Origin of the sequence: Pantoea vagans (assembly GCF_004792415.1) — a bacterium.
In the GTDB taxonomy this organism is placed as follows: Bacteria; Pseudomonadota; Gammaproteobacteria; order Enterobacterales; family Enterobacteriaceae; genus Pantoea; species Pantoea vagans.
The window spans coordinates 911,481-927,534 of the sequence record NZ_CP038853.1; the positions used below are offsets into that span (position 1 = coordinate 911,481).

Genomic DNA, 16,054 nt, shown 5'->3' on the forward strand with positions numbered 1-16,054 from the left:
TACGATGCTAAAGCAACAAATGACAAAGTCAGGTTGATGTAGTGTATTTCGGCTAAACTAACTATCAGCAGAATGTATTGGCGCATCGATGTGCATTGGTGTATTTCTCATAGTCAATGTGCAGCGTTAAATGATGGATAATGCCGGGAGCCTGTACAAGCCCGACTCTTTTAATCTTTCAAGGAGCAAAGAATGCTTATTCTAACTCGTCGAGTTGGTGAAACCCTCATGATCGGTGATGAGGTAACTGTAACAGTGCTGGGTGTTAAGGGTAACCAGGTTCGTATAGGGGTTAACGCGCCGAAAGAAGTGTCTGTGCATCGCGAAGAGATCTATCAACGCATCCAGGCTGAAAAAACGCAACAAACCAGCGTTTAACGGATTCAGCGTCTCGCACCTGTGCGAGGCGCTACCGCTTTCTGTAAAAATCCTGCCTTTTCTTTTCTGCATTCTCTTCCCTGTTTCGTTAACGACATCATCTTTCATTGTTGATAATTCACTCTTTTTGTCGCCATTTTGTCCCAATTGTGTGTGATTTGCTCAATCAAACAAAGTTTCGGAAAAATTGTTTGACTTAAAAGTCCGGGAAAGTAATATGTGCGCCACGCAGTGCCGATGAGCAGAAACAAGTTCAGACGCACGGTTCGAAAGAAAGCGTAAGGTGAGGTGGCCGAGAGGCTGAAGGCGCTCCCCTGCTAAGGGAGTATACGGTCAAAAGCTGTATCGAGGGTTCGAATCCCTCCCTCACCGCCATTTTCGATGCATCCATAGCTCAGCTGGATAGAGTACTCGGCTACGAACCGAGCGGTCGGAGGTTCGAATCCTCCTGGATGCACCATATTTTCGAATATGGAGAAGTGCCTCGGTGTGACATGACGCATTAGCGTTCAGGCCGCACTAAGGAGGATAACGTTGCATCAGCAACGGCCCGCAGGGCGAAGCGCAAGCTGAGTAATCCTCCTGGATGCACCATCGAAAAAACAAAGTGAATTAGCAATTCCTTTCATGGTGAGTAGTTAGCACCCTGCGTTGTACAAGAATCAGATTTATGCATCCATAGCTCAGCTGGATAGAGTACTCGGCTACGAACCGAGCGGTCGGAGGTTCGAATCCTCCTGGATGCACCATTCTTTGTAACATCCTCAGGTTGGTTTCTGTAAGTCCATAAAAAGTTGTACCTCAAAAGACAGACCCCAAAAGATAGACCCCAATGCATCCATAGCTCAGCTGGATAGAGTACTCGGCTACGAACCGAGCGGTCGGAGGTTCGAATCCTCCTGGATGCACCATATCTTCCAATATGATTAATACCTCAGTGTGTCATGACGTGAATAGCGTTCAGGTCTCACTAAGGAGGATAACGTTGCTTCAGCAACGGCCCGCAGGGCGAAGCGCAAGCTGAGTAATCCTCCTGGATGCACCATCTTTGTTCTCTCATAAACCCTCAATGTATCATGGCGTGATCATCGCTAAGAACTCACTAAACTCCTTACTGCCGCATCAGTAACCGCCTGTGCCCCAAAGCTAAAAACGTTTCAGGAACTCCCCCAGCAGTTTCCCTCTGGCTTTGCCCGTACTGTTTTTCTGCTTAACCCGCCTCACTGATTCATCATTCTGACTTAAGCGAATTACAGCGCCTGTTTCACGTGTCAGCACTCTCTGTTTTGCTGCTCACGCCCGTCCGCCGCCGCCTGTCTGCCAAAATAATGTTAAAAAATCGCTGCAAATTCGTACGGTTATCCCTGGCCGCGCACGATCACCTTTATCTGAAAACAAAAATTGCTAATGCTTTCAAAGCATTTGCTGTTCATCCCCCCTGGCGACAACCTGTCCACATTAGGCTAAAGTAATGTCTCATTTGGTGAATGTCCGGAGTGACAATGTACGATCAATATGACGCCCTGATTTTCGATATGGACGGCACGATTCTTGATACTGAGCCGACACATCGAAAAGCGTGGCGTCAGGTACTGGCGCGTTATGGATTAACGCTGGATGAAGCGCGTATTATCGACTTCAATGGCGCTCCCGCCTGGCGGCTTGCGCAGTTCATCATTGAATCCAATCAGTCGTCACTCGACCCTCATCTTCTTGCTGCAGAAAAAACGGCTGCTGTAAAAGCGATGCTGCTGGAAAACGTCAGGCCACTGCAATTAATGGAGGTGGTAAAAGCGTATCACGGGCGTCGTCCGATGGCGGTGGGTACCGGAAGCGAACACAGCATGGCAGAGGCGTTACTGACGCAGCTGGGCGTGCGTGAGCTCTTCTCAGCAGTTGTCGGCGCTGACGACGTTCAGCGTCATAAACCTGAGCCTGAAACCTTCTTACGCTGCGCTGAGCTGCTGGGTGTGGCGCCGGCACGTTGTGTAGTGTTCGAGGATGCGGACTTTGGGATTCAGGCCGCGAAGGCGGCAGGTATGGACGTGGTGGATGTCCGCTTACTGTGAGTGACGTTCTCGCCTATGCCTCGATGTTCGGCAGCAGTTTTCTGAGTGCGACGCTCCTGCCGGGAAGTTCCGAAGCACTGCTGATAGCACTATTGATAGCAAAAAAGACATCAGTTTACGGGTTGCTTTTGGCCGCATCCCTGGGAAACACCTTGGGCGGCTTAACCAACATTCTTATTGGTCGCTTGCTGCCGCTAAAACGTCAGGGGCGATGGCATGACACAGCAATGACGTGGTTGCACCGACTGGGACCTGCAGCACTGTTATTCAGCTGGCTGCCGGTGGTAGGTGATCTGCTCTGCGTTCTCGCAGGCTGGTTACGTTTCGCCTGGCTACCTGCGATGCTGTTTCTCGCCGTCGGCAAAACACTGCGTTATATCGTTATCGCGACTGCCACATTACAGGGTATGCAATGGTGGCATTGATTCGCACAGATTCGAGGCTACGGTTAACATTATGCTGAACAAAAATAAATTATTATCACAGCGGGGGGGTAATGTGATCCCGGACGTATCTAAAGCGCTCTCCTGGCTGGAAGCGCATCCCAATGCCCTGAAAGGGATTGGCCGTGGCATCGAGCGTGAAACGCTGCGTGTACAGGAAAATGGCGATCTGGCAAAAACCGGCCACCCTGAATCTCTGGGCTCGGCGCTGAAGCATGACTGGATCACCACTGACTTTGCCGAAACACTGCTGGAATTTATTACGCCAGTGGATCACAGCATTGATCATATGCTGGCTTTCCTGCGCGATATCCATCGTCACGTTGCCCGTGAACTGGGTGATGAACGCATGTGGCCCTTCAGTATGCCGTGCGAGATTGACGACGCGGACAATATCGAGCTGGCGCAATATGGCACCTCCAATATCGGCAAGATGAAGACCCTCTACCGCGAAGGCCTGAAAAACCGTTACGGCGCGTTGATGCAGACCATCTCCGGCATTCACTATAACTTCTCGCTGCCGCTTTCATTCTGGCAGGAGTGGGCTGACGTGAAAGATCAGGAAAGCGGCAAAGAGACCATCTCAGCGGGCTACCTGCGGCTGATCCGCAACTACTATCGCTTCGGCTGGGTGATCCCGTATCTGTTTGGCGCATCGCCGGCTATCAGCTCCAGCTTCCTGCAGGGCCGTGAGAGTGCGCTGCCGTTCGAAACCAATGACAAAGATACCATGTGGCTGCCGTACGCCACTTCGCTGCGTCTGAGCGATTTAGGCTACACCAATAAATCGCAGAGCTCACTGGGCATCACGTTTAACTCTCTGGAAGGCTATGTCACTGCGCTGAAGAATGCGATCAGGACGCCATCTGAAGAGTATGCGGCGATGGGCACCAAAGATGCCGACGGTAACTGGCTGCAGCTCAACACCAACGTATTGCAGATTGAGAACGAGCTTTATGCGCCAATTCGCCCTAAGCGTGTGACGCGTTCGGGTGAGGCGCCTTCAGATGCGCTGCTGCGTGGCGGCATTGAATACATTGAAGTGCGCTCGCTGGATATCAACCCGTTCTCTGCCATCGGCGTTGATGAGAATCAGGTTCGCTTCCTCGACCTGTTCCTGATCTGGTGTACCCTGGCGGATGCGCCGGAAATGAGTGCCGATGAGTTGCAGTGCACCCGCAAAAACTGGAACCGGGTGGTGCTGGAAGGGCGTAAACCGGATCAGAAAATTGCGGTGGGCTGTGGAGATGCGGAGCATTCGCTGGTGGAAGTAGGCAAGACCCTGTTTGCCGATCTGCGTCGCGTTGCTGAAGTCTTAGACAGCAATAATCAGGACAGCACGGAATATCAGCAGGTTTGCGATCAACTGGTAGCATCATTCGACGATCCTGAGCTAACCTACTCGGCGCGCATCCTTCAGGCAATGAAGGACAATGGTGTCACCGGAACGGGCGTGGCGCTGGCTGAACAGTATCGCCACCTGCTCTGCGAAGAGCCGCTGGAAGTGCTGACAGAAGACGATTTCACGCGTCAGGCGCAGGAATCTGTTGCTGCACAGCAAGAGCTGGAAGCGAATGATAAGCTGGATTTTGAAGCGTATCTGGCGAGCCGGGAAGGGTAGAAAAGAAAAAGGCCACATCAATGTGGCCAAATTAACATCTCTGTTGTCAGGGATGATGATAACAAATGCGCGTCTTTCATATATTCAGACGTTGGGCGAACAGAAAAGTTTCATCGTTTTAAAAAAAATTCTCAGAACAGGAGGTGACGTATGCCACTACTGGACAGTTTTACCGTTGATCACACCATCATGGGCGCACCGGCAGTACGCGTTGCAAAAACCATGAAGACTCCGCATGGCGATACGATTACCGTCTTTGACCTGCGTTTTTGCCGCCCGAACATTGATATCCTCACTGAGCGTGGCATTCATACGCTGGAGCATCTCTTTGCCGGATTCATGCGTGACCACCTGAATGGTGACGGTGTTGAGATCGTCGATATCTCGCCGATGGGTTGCCGCACAGGCTTCTACATGAGCCTGATTGGTACGCCAGACGAGCAGCGCGTTGCGAAAGCGTGGAAAGGGGCGATGGAAGATGTTCTGAAAGTCAAAGATCAGAACCAGATCCCTGAGCTGAATGAATACCAGTGTGGCAGCTACAAACTGCACTCACTGGACGAAGCGCAGCAGATCGCCCGCAATGTGCTGGCGCATGAGATCGGCGTTAACTGCAACGACGATCTGAAACTGCCTGCTGAAAAGCTGAAAGAACTGCACATCTAGTCAGGACTTCTCTGCTAAAAAAAACGCCGCATCCTGTCGATTGCGGCGTTTTTTTATGGTTTCAGGAACCGACCGATTTTTTCAGGGGCGTCTTTGGCGTAATGCGCACCTGTTTGATCATGTTGTCCTGCACGTCCAGAATATCGACGTTGTAGTGGCCTATCTGAACCCGGGTGGCGATGGCGGGGATCTCTTCCAGCGCTTCCAGCAGCATGCCGTTGATGGTGCGGGCTTCCTGCTCTGGCAACTGCCAGTTAAAAGCCTTGTTGATTTCACGCACGTTAGCACTGCCCTCAATCAGCACCGAGCCATCATTCTGCGGCATCACTTCCTCTGCCAGCGACGGTGACATGGAGGTGGTAAAGTCACCAACAATCTCCTCCAGAATGTCCTCAATCGTCACCAGCCCTTTGATGTCGCCATATTCATCCACCACCACGCCCGCTTTCTCTTTATTGCGCTGAAACTTCACCAGCTGGGTGTTCAGCGGTGTACCTTCCGGGATGTAGTAAATCTCATCGGCGGCACGCAGCAGCGTCTCTTTGGTGAACTCTTTTTTCTCCGTCATCATGCGCCAGGCTTCGCGTACCCGCAGCATGCCGACGCAGTCATCCAGCGAATCCCGGAACAGCACGATGCGGCCGTGTGGCGAGTGACTCAGCTGACGTACGACCGACTTCCAGTCATCGTTGATGTTGATGCCGACGATCTCATTACGCGGCACCATGATGTCGTCAACGCTGACTTTCTCCAGGTCGAGAACAGAGAGCAGCATGTCCTGGTTACGGCGTGACATCAGGCTACGCGACTCATAGACGATGGTACGTAACTCCTCTTTGCTCAGCGCAGAGTTAATGGCACCGTCAGCGCGGATACCCGCTATTCTCATCAGCAGCCGGGTAATAGTGTTGAGCAGCCAGACCAGCGGCAGCATGATGTATTGCAACGGGACCAGCAGCAGGCTGCTGGGAAAGGCGACGCGCTCGGGATAGAGCGCCGCCACGGTTTTTGGCAGCACTTCGGCAAAGACCAGCACCACAAAGGTCAGGATGCCGGTCGCAATCGCGACGCCTTCATCACCGTGAATACGCATGCCTACGATGGTGGCAAGGGCGGAGGCCAGAATATTGACCAGGTTGTTACCGATTAAAACCAGACTGAGCAGCCGGTCAGGACGACGCAGTAGCTTCTCCACCCGGCGTGCGGCGCGATTACCGTTTTTTGCCTGATGGCGCAGCTTATAGCGGTTAAGCGTCATCATGCCGGTTTCCGACCCGGCAAACCAGGCGGAAACCAGGACCATGACGCAGAGAATAATAATCAGCGTGGTGGTTGAAACATTCTCCAACGCAGAACTTCCTTTTTAACGAGAGGTAGGGACAAGCAGATGCTGCAGGATGCGACTGCCGAAGTAAGCCATGGTTAACAGCACCGCACCGCTGCAGTTAAACCAGACGACGCGGCGACCACGCCAGCCTTCATGATAGTGCCCCCAGAGCAAAACGATATAAACAAACCACGCAATGATGGAGAGAACGGCTTTATCGACGTTTTCTGCGCTGAAGAGATCCTGCATATAAAACAGACCGGTGCAGAGCACCAGCGTCAGCAGCACGACGCCAACCTGGGTAATGTGAAACATCTTACGTTCGATGGTCAGCAGCGGCGGCATATCCTGGGTAAATGCCAGTCGCTTGTTTTTCAGCTGGTAATCAATCCAGGCCAGCTGCAGCGCATAGAGCGCGGCAATAATCAGCGTCGCATAGGCGAACAGCGACAGGCCGATATGGATCATCATGCCTGGCGTGGTTTCCAGATGGGTGATGAACGCATTGGGGACGAAAGTAGCGAAGGCCAGATTAATCAGCGCGAAGCTGTAGACAATCGGCAGCAGCAGCCAGCCACGGTTGCGTGACGCCACAATGGTCATGATGGCGCAGATCAACAGGCTCACCAGCGAGCCAATGTTGAGCAGGCTTAAATTCTGTCCGCTATCAACCGCAAATATGCGTTGCTGCAGGGCGACCGCGTGTGTCACCAGCGCCACACAGGCAGAGAACATCGCCATTCGCCGCCAGCCGCCGTTACGTTTCAACAGGCTGGGAATGATAAGGGCAAGACTTAAGGAGTAGGCGAATAGCGCCACTATCGCGAAAACGAACATAGATCCTTTCAGGTCAGTCAGATAAGGAAAAAGGCAGTATAGCGCCAGCCGAAGCAGGCTCCAAACGATCTGAGGGGCAATTGCAGAGATCGCCGAGGCTTCGTGTTATAATCCGCCGCATTCTGCCGATCAGGCACCTCGCGATCTTTTTTTTAGTGAGAGACCATGTTTGATAATTTAACCGATCGTTTGTCGCAAACCCTGCGAAATATCAGCGGCCGCGGAAGGCTGACTGAAGAGAACATCAAAGAGACCCTGCGTGAAGTGCGCATGGCGCTGCTTGAAGCTGACGTTGCACTGCCAGTGGTGCGTGACTTCATCAACCGTGTGAAAGAGAGCGCGGTCGGCCATGATGTGAATAAAAGCCTGACGCCAGGTCAGGAGTTTATCAAAATCGTTCGTAACGAGCTGGTTGCGGCGATGGGTGCAGAGAACAACGCACTCGACCTGGCGGCTCAGCCACCAGCCGTAGTACTGATGGCGGGCCTGCAGGGTGCCGGTAAAACCACCAGCGTCGCTAAGCTGGGTAAGTTCCTGCGTGAAAAGCACAAAAAGAAAGTCTTAGTGGTTTCTGCCGACGTCTATCGTCCGGCGGCAATCAAACAGCTGGAAACCCTGGCACAGCAGGTTGGCGTGGATTTCTGCCCGTCCGATCTCAGTCAGAAGCCGGTCGACATCGTTAACAACGCGCTGCGTGAAGCCCGCCTGAAGTTCTACGATGTGCTGCTGGTGGATACCGCCGGTCGTCTGCACGTTGACGAAGCGATGATGGACGAAATCAAACAGGTTCATGCCGCGATTAAACCGGTAGAAACGCTGTTTGTGGTCGATGCCATGACCGGTCAGGATGCCGCAAACACGGCGAAAGCCTTTAATGAAGCGCTGCCGCTGACCGGGGTTATCCTGACCAAGGTCGACGGTGATGCCCGCGGTGGTGCAGCGCTGTCGATTCGCCATATCACCGGCAAGCCGATTAAATTCATGGGTGTCGGTGAAAAAACCGAAGCGCTTGAACCGTTCTATCCTGACCGTATTGCGTCACGTATCCTCGGCATGGGTGACGTGCTGTCACTGATCGAAGATATTGAAAGCAAGGTTGACCGCGACCAGGCGGAGAAACTGGCCAAGAAGCTGAAAACCGGCGACGGTTTTGATCTCAATGACTTCCTTGAGCAGTTGAAGCAGATGCGCAACATGGGCGGCATGGCCAGCCTGATGGGTAAACTGCCGGGTATGGGACAGTTGCCTGACAATGTGAAATCGCAGATGGATGACAAAGTGCTGGTACGCATGGAAGCCATCATCAACTCGATGACGCGCAAAGAGCGTGAGAAACCAGAAATCATCAAAGGCTCGCGCAAGCGCCGCATTGCAACCGGCTCCGGAATGCAGGTGCAGGACGTTAACCGCTTATTGAAGCAGTTCGACGACATGCAGCGTATGATGAAGAAAATGAAGAAGGGCGGTATGGCGAAAATGATGCGCGGCATGAAGGGTATGATGCCGCCAGGATTCCCCGGCCGCTAAGCGTTCCACAAAAAAGCCCGGAAAGGCACGGTTTAGGTTGCTTTTTTCGCCAAAATGAGTAAAATTTTCGGGCTTTTTATACAGCACCCGGACCCCGTTCCTCGATGGGGGCCGGGTGTTTTATTAACTGAAGAGGATGTTATGGTAACAATTCGTTTGGCACGTCACGGCGCTAAAAAGCGTCCGTTCTATCAGGTCGTCGTTACTGACAGCCGCAATGCACGCAACGGTCGTTTCATCGAGCGCGTTGGTTTCTTCAACCCGATCGCATCTGGTCAGGCTGAAGGTCTGCGTCTGGATCTGGACCGTATCGAGCACTGGGTTGGCCAGGGCGCAACACTCTCTGATCGCGTTAACGCGCTGGTCAAAGAAGCTAAGAAAGCAGCTTAATCTGTCACGGTGGTGAGCATGAGCAGACAACTTGCCGCACAGCCTCCTGTTAACCCGATTGTATTGGGTAAGATGGGAGCCGCCTACGGTATTCGCGGCTGGCTCAAAGTGTTTTCCTCCACTGAAGACGCTGAAAGCATCTTCAACTACCAACCCTGGTTCATCCAGCGCGCCGGTAAATGGCAGCAGGTCGAACTGGAAGGTTGGAAGCACCACAATCAGGACCTGATTATCAAAGTCAAAGGCATTGACGATCGGGATGCGGCGGCTCAGTTAACCAATTGCGAAATTCAGGTTGACTCGACGCAGTTGCCATCGCTTGAAGAGGGCGACTACTACTGGAAAGACCTTATGGGCTGCCAGGTAGTTAACCTTGAAGGCTACGAGATGGGTAAAGTCATCGATATGATGGAAACCGGCTCGAACGACGTACTCGTCGTTAAGGCAAACCTGAAAGATGCATTCGGTGCTCAGGAGCGGTTAATTCCGTTTCTTGATGAACAGGTTATCAGGAAAGTCGATCTCTCTACTGGCGTCATTGAGGTAGATTGGGATCCTGGTTTTTGATCTCCGAATCGAACGGTAACGTAACGGCGAATACAATGTGGATTGGTGTTATCAGCCTGTTTCCAGAAATGTTTCGCGCTATTACCGATTACGGGGTAACTGGCCGGGCTGTAAAAAACGGTCTGCTCAGCATTCAGAGCTGGAGTCCTCGTGACTTCACGCACGACCGGCACCGTACCGTGGATGATCGTCCTTACGGCGGCGGACCGGGAATGCTGATGATGGTACAACCCTTACGGGATGCCATCTCCGCAGCGAAAGCAGCGGCAGGTGATGGCGCCAGAGTGATATATCTTTCACCTCAGGGTCGCAAACTGGACCAACAGGGCGTTTGCGAGCTGGCGGCACGGGACAAGTTAATTCTGGTCTGTGGCCGTTATGAAGGAATTGATGAGCGCGTAATTCATTCCGAAATTGACGAAGAATGGTCAATCGGTGATTACGTTCTCAGCGGCGGGGAACTGCCAGCAATGACGATGATTGACGCAGTTGCCCGGTTTATTCCTGGCGTACTCGGCAAGCAGGCGTCAGCCGATGAGGATTCGTTCTCTGATGGCTTGCTGGATTGTCCGCACTATACCCGACCTGAAGTGTTAGACGGCGTGGAGGTCCCGGCAGTATTACTGTCAGGTAACCATGCTGATATTCGCCGCTGGCGTCTGAAGCAGTCGCTAGGCCGTACCTGGCTGAGAAGACCTGAACTTCTGGAAAACCTGGCTCTGACTGAAGAGCAAGCAAGGTTGCTGAATGAGTTCCAGCGGGAATCTCAGCAGCAACAAAACGATGATGTGGAAGAGTGATCTTCCCCGACTATCAGTTTACCCAGGATATGAGATTTAATTATGAGCAACATTATCAAGCAAATTGAACAAGAGCAGATGAAACAGGACGTACCTTCCTTCCGCCCGGGTGATTCCGTGGAAGTGAAAGTATGGGTCGTTGAAGGTTCTAAAAAACGTCTGCAGGCATTCGAGGGCGTGGTTATCGCTATTCGTAACCGCGGTCTGCACTCTGCATTCACTGTTCGCAAAATTTCTAACGGCGAAGGCGTTGAGCGTGTATTCCAGACTCATTCACCTGTCATTGACAGCATCGCTGTTAAACGTCGTGGCGCTGTGCGTAAAGCCAAACTGTACTACCTGCGTGAGCGTACTGGTAAGTCTGCTCGTATTAAAGAGCGTCTTAACTAAGGTATCGCTAACGCGACATCTAAAAGTTAATAGCAAACAAGGGGGTTGGCATCTGCCAGCCCCTTTTTTTGTCCTGATGACAACCAGATGGCAGCAGTTAACCGGCATCCGGCCGTTGAAAATGATAAATCGCGGTATTCACCGGCCCCGCCTCTAATACGATCAGGCCATAGCGACAGCCAATAAACTGGCCACCGCACTTCTCCGCTACGCCCCGACTGGCCAGGTTATCCTCAGCGGCCAGAATTTCAATCACCCGTGTCTCCGGGCGTGAAAATCCGAGCGGCAGTAGCTTTGCTACCGCGCGGCTCGCGATCCCCTGACGCTGTGCATCACTGCGAACCCAGTAGCCAATTGCGCTGGTGTCACCCGGATGACGGGCAAAGCGTATGCCTGCGCCTCCCAGCAGCCGGTCATTCTGATCGACAATCGCAAACTCTTCTGCTTCCTCCTTCATCCGCTGCCAGTGAGTAAAGCGGATCCAGCTTTCTGCTTCGTGAGGCTGATAATCGTGATGCGCCCAGACCATCCAGGGGATCAGGCTGTCCAGAGAGGCATTAACCGCAGCAGTAAATGTCGCTATGTCACTGAGCTCAAAGGGTCTCAGATAAAATTTCTGTAGCGATGGGCGCATAACTCTCTCAGTTTTAACAGAATCATTCTTTCATTCTGCCTGTGGAGAGCAGAAACGCAACATACACATGTGTAAACATATAATTACATTGTGGTGATTCGCTGTTTTGTGAGTATATTGCTTAAAGTTATGAATTTAAAAGTTATTTAATTGGTAGGTTTAGCAGTGTTTGATCTGTGGTAATAAATGTGTACATATAATATTGCGCTATGTATTGCCTGTGATACAGTATTTGCATTCCTCAATGAGGAGCCACAATCAGCTAATACGAGCTAAAGGATCGCCATCATGCAAAAAGACGCGCTGAACAATGTGCATATCGCCGGTGAACAGGTACTCATTACGCCTGAAGAGCTGAAAGCGAAGTTTCCACTGACTACTGAACAGCAGGAGCAGGTCGCGGCGTCCCGCCAGACTATCTCTGACATTATTGCCGGCCGCGATCCGCGTCTGCTGGTGGTGTGCGGACCCTGCTCGATTCACGATACCGAAGTGGCGCTTGAATATGCTCGTCGTCTGCAAACCCTTTCTGAAGAGCTGAAAGATCAGCTTTATATCGTGATGCGCGTCTATTTTGAAAAGCCTCGTACGACTGTCGGCTGGAAAGGGCTGATTAATGATCCTTACATGGATAACTCGTTTGATATGGAAGCGGGTCTGCACATTGCGCGTCAGCTGCTGGTGAACCTGGTTGAAATGGGCCTGCCGCTGGCGACTGAAGCACTGGATCCGAATAGCCCGCAATACCTGGGCGACCTGTTCAGCTGGTCTGCCATTGGCGCACGGACGACAGAATCTCAGACGCACCGTGAAATGGCCTCGGGCCTGTCGATGCCGGTCGGCTTCAAAAACGGCACCGATGGCAGTCTGGGAACGGCAATCAACGCCATGCGTGCTGCTGCAATGCCGCACCGTTTTGTCGGGATCAATCAGGCTGGTCAGGTCTGCCTGCTGCAGACGCAGGGCAATCCGGATGGTCACGTGATTCTGCGTGGTGGCAAAGCGCCGAACTACGGTCCTGAAGATGTCGCACAGTGTGAAAAAGAGATGCTCAAAGCGGGACTGCGTCCAGCCTTAATGATAGATTGCAGCCATGGCAATTCGAACAAAGACTACAGCCGTCAGCCTGGCGTAGCGGAATCCGCTATCGCGCAGATCAAAGACGGTAACCGTTCAATCATTGGTCTGATGCTGGAAAGCCATATCAATGAGGGTAATCAGTCTTCTGAACAGCCACGCAGCGAAATGAAGTATGGCGTTTCCGTAACTGATGCCTGCATCAACTGGGAAGTGACCAAAACGTTGCTGCGTGAGATGCATCAGGATCTGCAGGGAGTGCTGTCGGCGCGTCTGTCACAAGAGGTGTAAGAGCAATGGTGGCTGAACTGACCGCGTTACGCGATCAAATTGACAGTGTTGATAAAGCGCTACTGGATCTTCTGGCTAAACGGCTGGAGCTGGTAGCGGAAGTAGGGGAGGTCAAGAGCCGTTACGGACTGCCTATCTATGTCCCTGAACGGGAAGCGTCTATGCTGGCTTCCCGTCGCAAAGAGGCTGAGGCGCTCGGTGTACCACCGGATTTGATAGAGGATGTGCTGCGTCGTGTGATGCGCGAATCCTATACCAGCGAAAATGACAAAGGCTTTAAAACCCTCTGTCCTGAACTGCGCCCGGTGGTGATCGTCGGTGGCAAGGGTCAGATGGGCCGGTTGTTTGAAAAAATGCTCGGGCTGTCAGGCTATACGGTCAAAACGCTGGATAAAGAGGACTGGCCACAGGCTGAGTCACTGCTTAGTGATGCCGGCATGGTGATCATCAGTGTGCCTATTCACCTGACCGAGCAGGTCATTTCTCAGCTGCCGTCACTTCCTGAAGATTGTATCCTGGTCGATCTGGCATCAGTGAAAAACCGGCCTCTGCAGGCGATGCTGGCCGCTCATAACGGCCCTGTGCTGGGTCTGCATCCGATGTTTGGCCCTGACAGCGGCAGCCTGGCAAAACAGGTGGTGGTCTGGTGTGATGGAAGAGAGCCGGAAGCCTACCAGTGGTTCCTGGAGCAGATTCAGGTCTGGGGTGCGCGTCTGCATCGTATCAGCGCCGTTGAGCATGACCAGAACATGGCGTTCATTCAGGCGCTGCGCCACTTTGCTACCTTTGCCTATGGTCTGCATTTAGCTGAAGAGAACGTCAATCTCGATCAGCTATTGGCACTCTCGTCGCCGATTTACCGGCTCGAACTGGCGATGGTGGGACGATTGTTCGCGCAGGATCCGCAGCTTTATGCGGATATCATCATGTCCTCAGAGAGTAATCTGGCGCTGATCAAACGCTATTACCAGCGGTTTGGTGAAGCAATAGCCCTGCTGGAGCAGGGTGACAAGCAGGCGTTTATTGCCAGCTTTAACCGGGTAGAGCAGTGGTTTGGCGATCACGCGAAACGCTTCCTGGTTGAAAGCCGCAGTCTGCTGCGTTCGGCCAATGACAGCCGGCCATAAATGAAGAAGGCATCCAACCGGATGCCTTTTTTCTTTTCTTTTTATTCGCCAGGGTCAACTGGCACCACATTCTCGCTGGGATAGCAGCCCAGCACCTTCAGCGAGCGGGTCATGGTTTGCAGTTCCTGAAGCGCCTGCTGCATCCGCTCTGATTGCAGATTGCCCTGCACATCAATGTAAAACATCTCTTCCCACGGATTGCCATTAATCGGGCGGGACTCCAGCTTGCTCATAATCAGATTGTGCTGACGCAGAACCAGCAGCGCATCGACCAGCGCACCCGCCTGCTGGCCGGTTGCCATGATCAGCGTGGTTTTCGCCGGGACCTGGTCCGACACCTCAATTGGTTTGCGGGCCAGCACGATAAAGCGGGTATGGTTCTGCTGCTGATTGGCCAGATTACGTTCCAGCACCTGCAACTGATAGAGCTCACCGCCTGCTTCACTACCCAGAGCTGCCACCTTAGGTGAGTTGAGCGCAGCCACTTTCTCCATCGCTGCTGCGGTACTCTCGGTATATTCGATTTTCCAGTGCGGGAAGCGGTTAATGAACTGGCTGCACTGCTGGAAGGGCTGAGGATGGCTGTACACCGTCTCAATCTGCTGCAGATCGGTAGGGCCATTCACCAGCACGCAGTGGTCGATAGGTAAGGTTAATTCGCCCACGATAGAGAGGCTGGTCTGTTGCAGCAGATCGTAGACGTCGTTAATAGAGCCCGAACTGGTATTCTCAATCGGCATCACCGCGTAATCGGCCACGCCATTTTCCACTTGCTTGATGATGTCGTGAAACTTCAGGCAGCCACACTCCACCATGCTGTCGAAATGACGGGACGCGTAGTTGCGTGCGGCAAGATGTGAGTAAGAGCCTTTCGGACCAAGGAAAGCGATGCGGGCGGCATGCGCATGGGGATGGTTGAGGTTTTTCTGCAGCAGTGCCTGCTGAGTCAGCACGGAATCTTCGATGACCAGCTGGAACAGGCGGGTGATGTAGTGCGCATCCAGTTTGTGCGCTTTACCCAGCACAATCAGATTCTCCAGCAGCGCACGTTCGCGCTCCACATCGCGAATCGGGCGATGCGTTGCCAGTTTCGCTTGCGCGACTTCCACTGCCAGCAGACGACGCTCGGCCAGCAGCGTCAGAAGTTTTTTATCCACTGCGCTGATCTTATCGCGTAGCGCCAGCAATGGATTGTCGGGATTCATAGGGCTCACCTGTATGCTATCCAATAAAAAAGCCTCCCGGTTGGGAGGCTTCGTTGTTCGTCTTCGCTTTCATTTTCACACGACGAATGGCCTCCCGTTCAGGGGAAGGTAAAAAAGAAAGCGAAGAAAAACAGATCAAGTTTCATGGGAATGTCCGAAAAGAGAGTGACCTGAGAGTAACCGTACTGCTTAAAAGCTGTCAATAAAAAACGCGCCCGAAGGCGCGTTAACAAACTCAGGACTCTTCGTCGGCGGGGATAATATCTTTTACGCTGGCACTGGCGCGGCGTGCTTCAGACTTATGCTGAACTTTATTCAGCTGACGTTCGAGCTTCGCAATCAAATCGTTGATCGCGGTATACATATCATCATGCTTGGCGCTGGCCACCAGAGTCCCGTTAGGTGTGTTAATGGTGGCGTCAGCCACGAATTCTTTGGGCTCTTTAGACAGGACAATATGCGGGTTAATCAGGTCAGTTTGCCATTTTTCGAGCTTGGCGAGACGGTCTTCAACATGGCTTCGGATTGCCGGAGTGATCTCCATTTGTTTACTGGTAATGTTCAGAATCATCGTTCTTACCTCTCTATCATTTCCGTCTTGGTCTTTTCAGCATAGCGCGAAAAAGCGTTGAATGTGCGATTTCGATCACGAAAAAATGTCACTTTTTGTCAGTCACGACATTCTGTGAGAAAGGCTGAGAAACT

At 52.4% G+C, this 16,054-nt stretch carries 18 protein-coding genes, 4 tRNA genes and 1 other annotated feature; of the genes, 16 read left to right on the plus strand and 6 right to left on the minus strand.

From position 1 onward, the window contains the following. Positions 1 to 192: 192 nt before the first annotated feature. The 9 genes from csrA to luxS all read left to right on the plus strand — a co-directional run bounded on the left by csrA (position 193) and on the right by luxS (position 5,177). A complete protein-coding gene (gene csrA / locus EGO56_RS04390) occupies positions 193 to 378 on the plus strand; it encodes a carbon storage regulator CsrA (RefSeq protein ID WP_008927091.1) in 186 nt (61 codons plus the stop codon). A gap of 282 nt (positions 379 to 660) precedes the next feature. Further along, positions 661 to 753 (plus strand) — tRNA-Ser (locus EGO56_RS04395). Between the two features lie 8 nt (positions 754 to 761). Beyond that, positions 762 to 838, plus strand: a tRNA-Arg gene (locus tag EGO56_RS04400). 212 nt (positions 839 to 1,050) lie between these two features. Beyond that, a tRNA-Arg gene (locus tag EGO56_RS04405) sits at positions 1,051 to 1,127 on the plus strand. A gap of 85 nt (positions 1,128 to 1,212) precedes the next feature. Further along, a tRNA-Arg gene (locus tag EGO56_RS04410) sits at positions 1,213 to 1,289 on the plus strand. Between the two features lie 591 nt (positions 1,290 to 1,880). Then, complete coding sequence (gene yqaB / locus EGO56_RS04415) at positions 1,881 to 2,447, plus strand: fructose-1-phosphate/6-phosphogluconate phosphatase (RefSeq protein WP_135907800.1); 567 nt, start codon at positions 1,881 to 1,883, stop codon at positions 2,445 to 2,447. After that, entirely contained in the window at positions 2,444 to 2,872 is a 429-nt protein-coding gene (locus tag EGO56_RS04420; RefSeq protein WP_033783952.1) for a YqaA family protein, read from the plus strand. Before yqaB ends, EGO56_RS04420 begins: the two co-directional genes overlap by 4 nt. Before the next feature lie 31 nt (positions 2,873 to 2,903). Continuing rightward, positions 2,904 to 4,511, plus strand: a complete 1,608-nt coding sequence (gene gshA / locus EGO56_RS04425; RefSeq protein WP_033783951.1) for a glutamate--cysteine ligase — start codon at positions 2,904 to 2,906, stop codon at positions 4,509 to 4,511. Positions 4,512 to 4,661: 150 nt separating this feature from the next. Then, complete coding sequence (gene luxS / locus EGO56_RS04435; protein WP_135907801.1) at positions 4,662 to 5,177, plus strand: S-ribosylhomocysteine lyase; 516 nt, start codon at positions 4,662 to 4,664, stop codon at positions 5,175 to 5,177. Positions 5,178 to 5,238: 61 nt separating this feature from the next. Here luxS and EGO56_RS04440 read toward each other — a convergent pair whose 3' ends face one another. Beyond that, a complete protein-coding gene (locus EGO56_RS04440; RefSeq protein WP_013358821.1) occupies positions 5,239 to 6,525 on the minus strand; it encodes an HlyC/CorC family transporter in 1,287 nt (428 codons plus the stop codon). Positions 6,526 to 6,540: 15 nt separating this feature from the next. Beyond that, positions 6,541 to 7,341 carry a cytochrome C assembly family protein gene (locus EGO56_RS04445; protein ID WP_013358820.1) on the minus strand — a complete coding sequence of 267 codons (801 nt, stop codon included), beginning with the start codon at positions 7,339 to 7,341 and terminating at the stop codon, positions 6,541 to 6,543. A 165-nt stretch (positions 7,342 to 7,506) separates the two neighbouring features. On the opposite strand from EGO56_RS04445, the gene ffh reads away from it, so the two are divergent. From ffh to rplS, 5 genes are all read left to right on the plus strand, one after another. After that, entirely contained in the window at positions 7,507 to 8,868 is a 1,362-nt protein-coding gene (ffh, locus tag EGO56_RS04450; protein ID WP_013358819.1) for a signal recognition particle protein, read from the plus strand. A 141-nt stretch (positions 8,869 to 9,009) separates the two neighbouring features. Then, positions 9,010 to 9,258 carry a 30S ribosomal protein S16 gene (gene rpsP / locus EGO56_RS04455; protein ID WP_003849041.1) on the plus strand — a complete coding sequence of 83 codons (249 nt, stop codon included), beginning with the start codon at positions 9,010 to 9,012 and terminating at the stop codon, positions 9,256 to 9,258. Between the two features lie 18 nt (positions 9,259 to 9,276). Then, positions 9,277 to 9,825 carry a ribosome maturation factor RimM gene (gene rimM / locus EGO56_RS04460; RefSeq protein WP_013358818.1) on the plus strand — a complete coding sequence of 183 codons (549 nt, stop codon included), beginning with the start codon at positions 9,277 to 9,279 and terminating at the stop codon, positions 9,823 to 9,825. Positions 9,826 to 9,860: 35 nt separating this feature from the next. After that, a complete protein-coding gene (gene trmD / locus EGO56_RS04465; RefSeq protein ID WP_013358817.1) occupies positions 9,861 to 10,625 on the plus strand; it encodes a tRNA (guanosine(37)-N1)-methyltransferase TrmD in 765 nt (254 codons plus the stop codon). 42 nt (positions 10,626 to 10,667) lie between these two features. Further along, positions 10,668 to 11,015 (plus strand): 50S ribosomal protein L19, encoded by a 348-nt coding sequence (gene rplS, locus EGO56_RS04470; RefSeq protein WP_003849035.1) that lies wholly within the window; start codon positions 10,668 to 10,670, stop codon positions 11,013 to 11,015. A 97-nt stretch (positions 11,016 to 11,112) separates the two neighbouring features. On the opposite strand, the gene EGO56_RS04475 is transcribed toward rplS, so the two are convergent. Next, the gene (locus tag EGO56_RS04475; protein ID WP_135907802.1) at positions 11,113 to 11,649 is read right to left on the minus strand and encodes a GNAT family N-acetyltransferase; all 537 of its coding nucleotides are present in this window, start codon (positions 11,647 to 11,649) and stop codon (positions 11,113 to 11,115) included. 288 nt (positions 11,650 to 11,937) lie between these two features. On the opposite strand from EGO56_RS04475, the gene EGO56_RS04480 reads away from it, so the two are divergent. Further along, positions 11,938 to 13,017 (plus strand): 3-deoxy-7-phosphoheptulonate synthase, encoded by a 1,080-nt coding sequence (locus EGO56_RS04480; protein WP_135907803.1) that lies wholly within the window; start codon positions 11,938 to 11,940, stop codon positions 13,015 to 13,017. Positions 13,018 to 13,022: 5 nt separating this feature from the next. Continuing rightward, positions 13,023 to 14,144, plus strand: coding sequence for a bifunctional chorismate mutase/prephenate dehydrogenase (gene tyrA, locus EGO56_RS04485; protein ID WP_135907804.1), 1,122 nt, complete (start codon positions 13,023 to 13,025; stop codon positions 14,142 to 14,144). A gap of 41 nt (positions 14,145 to 14,185) precedes the next feature. On the opposite strand, the gene pheA is transcribed toward tyrA, so the two are convergent. The 3 genes from pheA to raiA all read right to left on the minus strand — a co-directional run bounded on the left by pheA (position 14,186) and on the right by raiA (position 15,920). Beyond that, on the minus strand, positions 14,186 to 15,349 hold the full coding sequence (gene pheA / locus EGO56_RS04490) for a bifunctional chorismate mutase/prephenate dehydratase (RefSeq protein WP_013358813.1): 1,164 nt from the start codon (positions 15,347 to 15,349) through the stop codon (positions 14,186 to 14,188). A gap of 22 nt (positions 15,350 to 15,371) precedes the next feature. Next, positions 15,372 to 15,496, minus strand: a sequence feature (Phe leader region). Then, a complete protein-coding gene (gene pheL / locus EGO56_RS22435; RefSeq protein ID WP_187507180.1) occupies positions 15,448 to 15,495 on the minus strand; it encodes a pheA operon leader peptide PheL in 48 nt (15 codons plus the stop codon). Its footprint overlaps the feature before it by 48 nt. 88 nt (positions 15,497 to 15,584) lie before the next feature. After that, complete coding sequence (gene raiA, locus EGO56_RS04495) at positions 15,585 to 15,920, minus strand: ribosome-associated translation inhibitor RaiA (RefSeq protein WP_013358812.1); 336 nt, start codon at positions 15,918 to 15,920, stop codon at positions 15,585 to 15,587. Positions 15,921 to 16,054: the final 134 nt, after the last annotated feature.

Coding starts and splice junctions, on each gene's coding strand:
- gshA (WP_033783951.1), top strand. CDS start 2,904: ATGCTGAACAAAAATAAATTATTATCACAGCGGGGGGGTAATGTGATC.
- yqaB (WP_135907800.1), top strand. CDS start 1,881: ATGTACGATCAATATGACGCCCTGATTTTCGATATGGACGGCACGATT.
- EGO56_RS04445 (WP_013358820.1), bottom strand. CDS start 7,341: ATGTTCGTTTTCGCGATAGTGGCGCTATTCGCCTACTCCTTAAGTCTT.
- raiA (WP_013358812.1), bottom strand. CDS start 15,920: ATGATTCTGAACATTACCAGTAAACAAATGGAGATCACTCCGGCAATC.
- rimM (WP_013358818.1), top strand. CDS start 9,277: ATGAGCAGACAACTTGCCGCACAGCCTCCTGTTAACCCGATTGTATTG.
- EGO56_RS04480 (WP_135907803.1), top strand. CDS start 11,938: ATGCAAAAAGACGCGCTGAACAATGTGCATATCGCCGGTGAACAGGTA.
- csrA (WP_008927091.1), top strand. CDS start 193: ATGCTTATTCTAACTCGTCGAGTTGGTGAAACCCTCATGATCGGTGAT.
- rplS (WP_003849035.1), top strand. CDS start 10,668: ATGAGCAACATTATCAAGCAAATTGAACAAGAGCAGATGAAACAGGAC.
- rpsP (WP_003849041.1), top strand. CDS start 9,010: ATGGTAACAATTCGTTTGGCACGTCACGGCGCTAAAAAGCGTCCGTTC.
- pheA (WP_013358813.1), bottom strand. CDS start 15,349: ATGAATCCCGACAATCCATTGCTGGCGCTACGCGATAAGATCAGCGCA.
- EGO56_RS04475 (WP_135907802.1), bottom strand. CDS start 11,649: ATGCGCCCATCGCTACAGAAATTTTATCTGAGACCCTTTGAGCTCAGT.
- ffh (WP_013358819.1), top strand. CDS start 7,507: ATGTTTGATAATTTAACCGATCGTTTGTCGCAAACCCTGCGAAATATC.
- trmD (WP_013358817.1), top strand. CDS start 9,861: ATGTGGATTGGTGTTATCAGCCTGTTTCCAGAAATGTTTCGCGCTATT.
- luxS (WP_135907801.1), top strand. CDS start 4,662: ATGCCACTACTGGACAGTTTTACCGTTGATCACACCATCATGGGCGCA.
- tyrA (WP_135907804.1), top strand. CDS start 13,023: ATGGTGGCTGAACTGACCGCGTTACGCGATCAAATTGACAGTGTTGAT.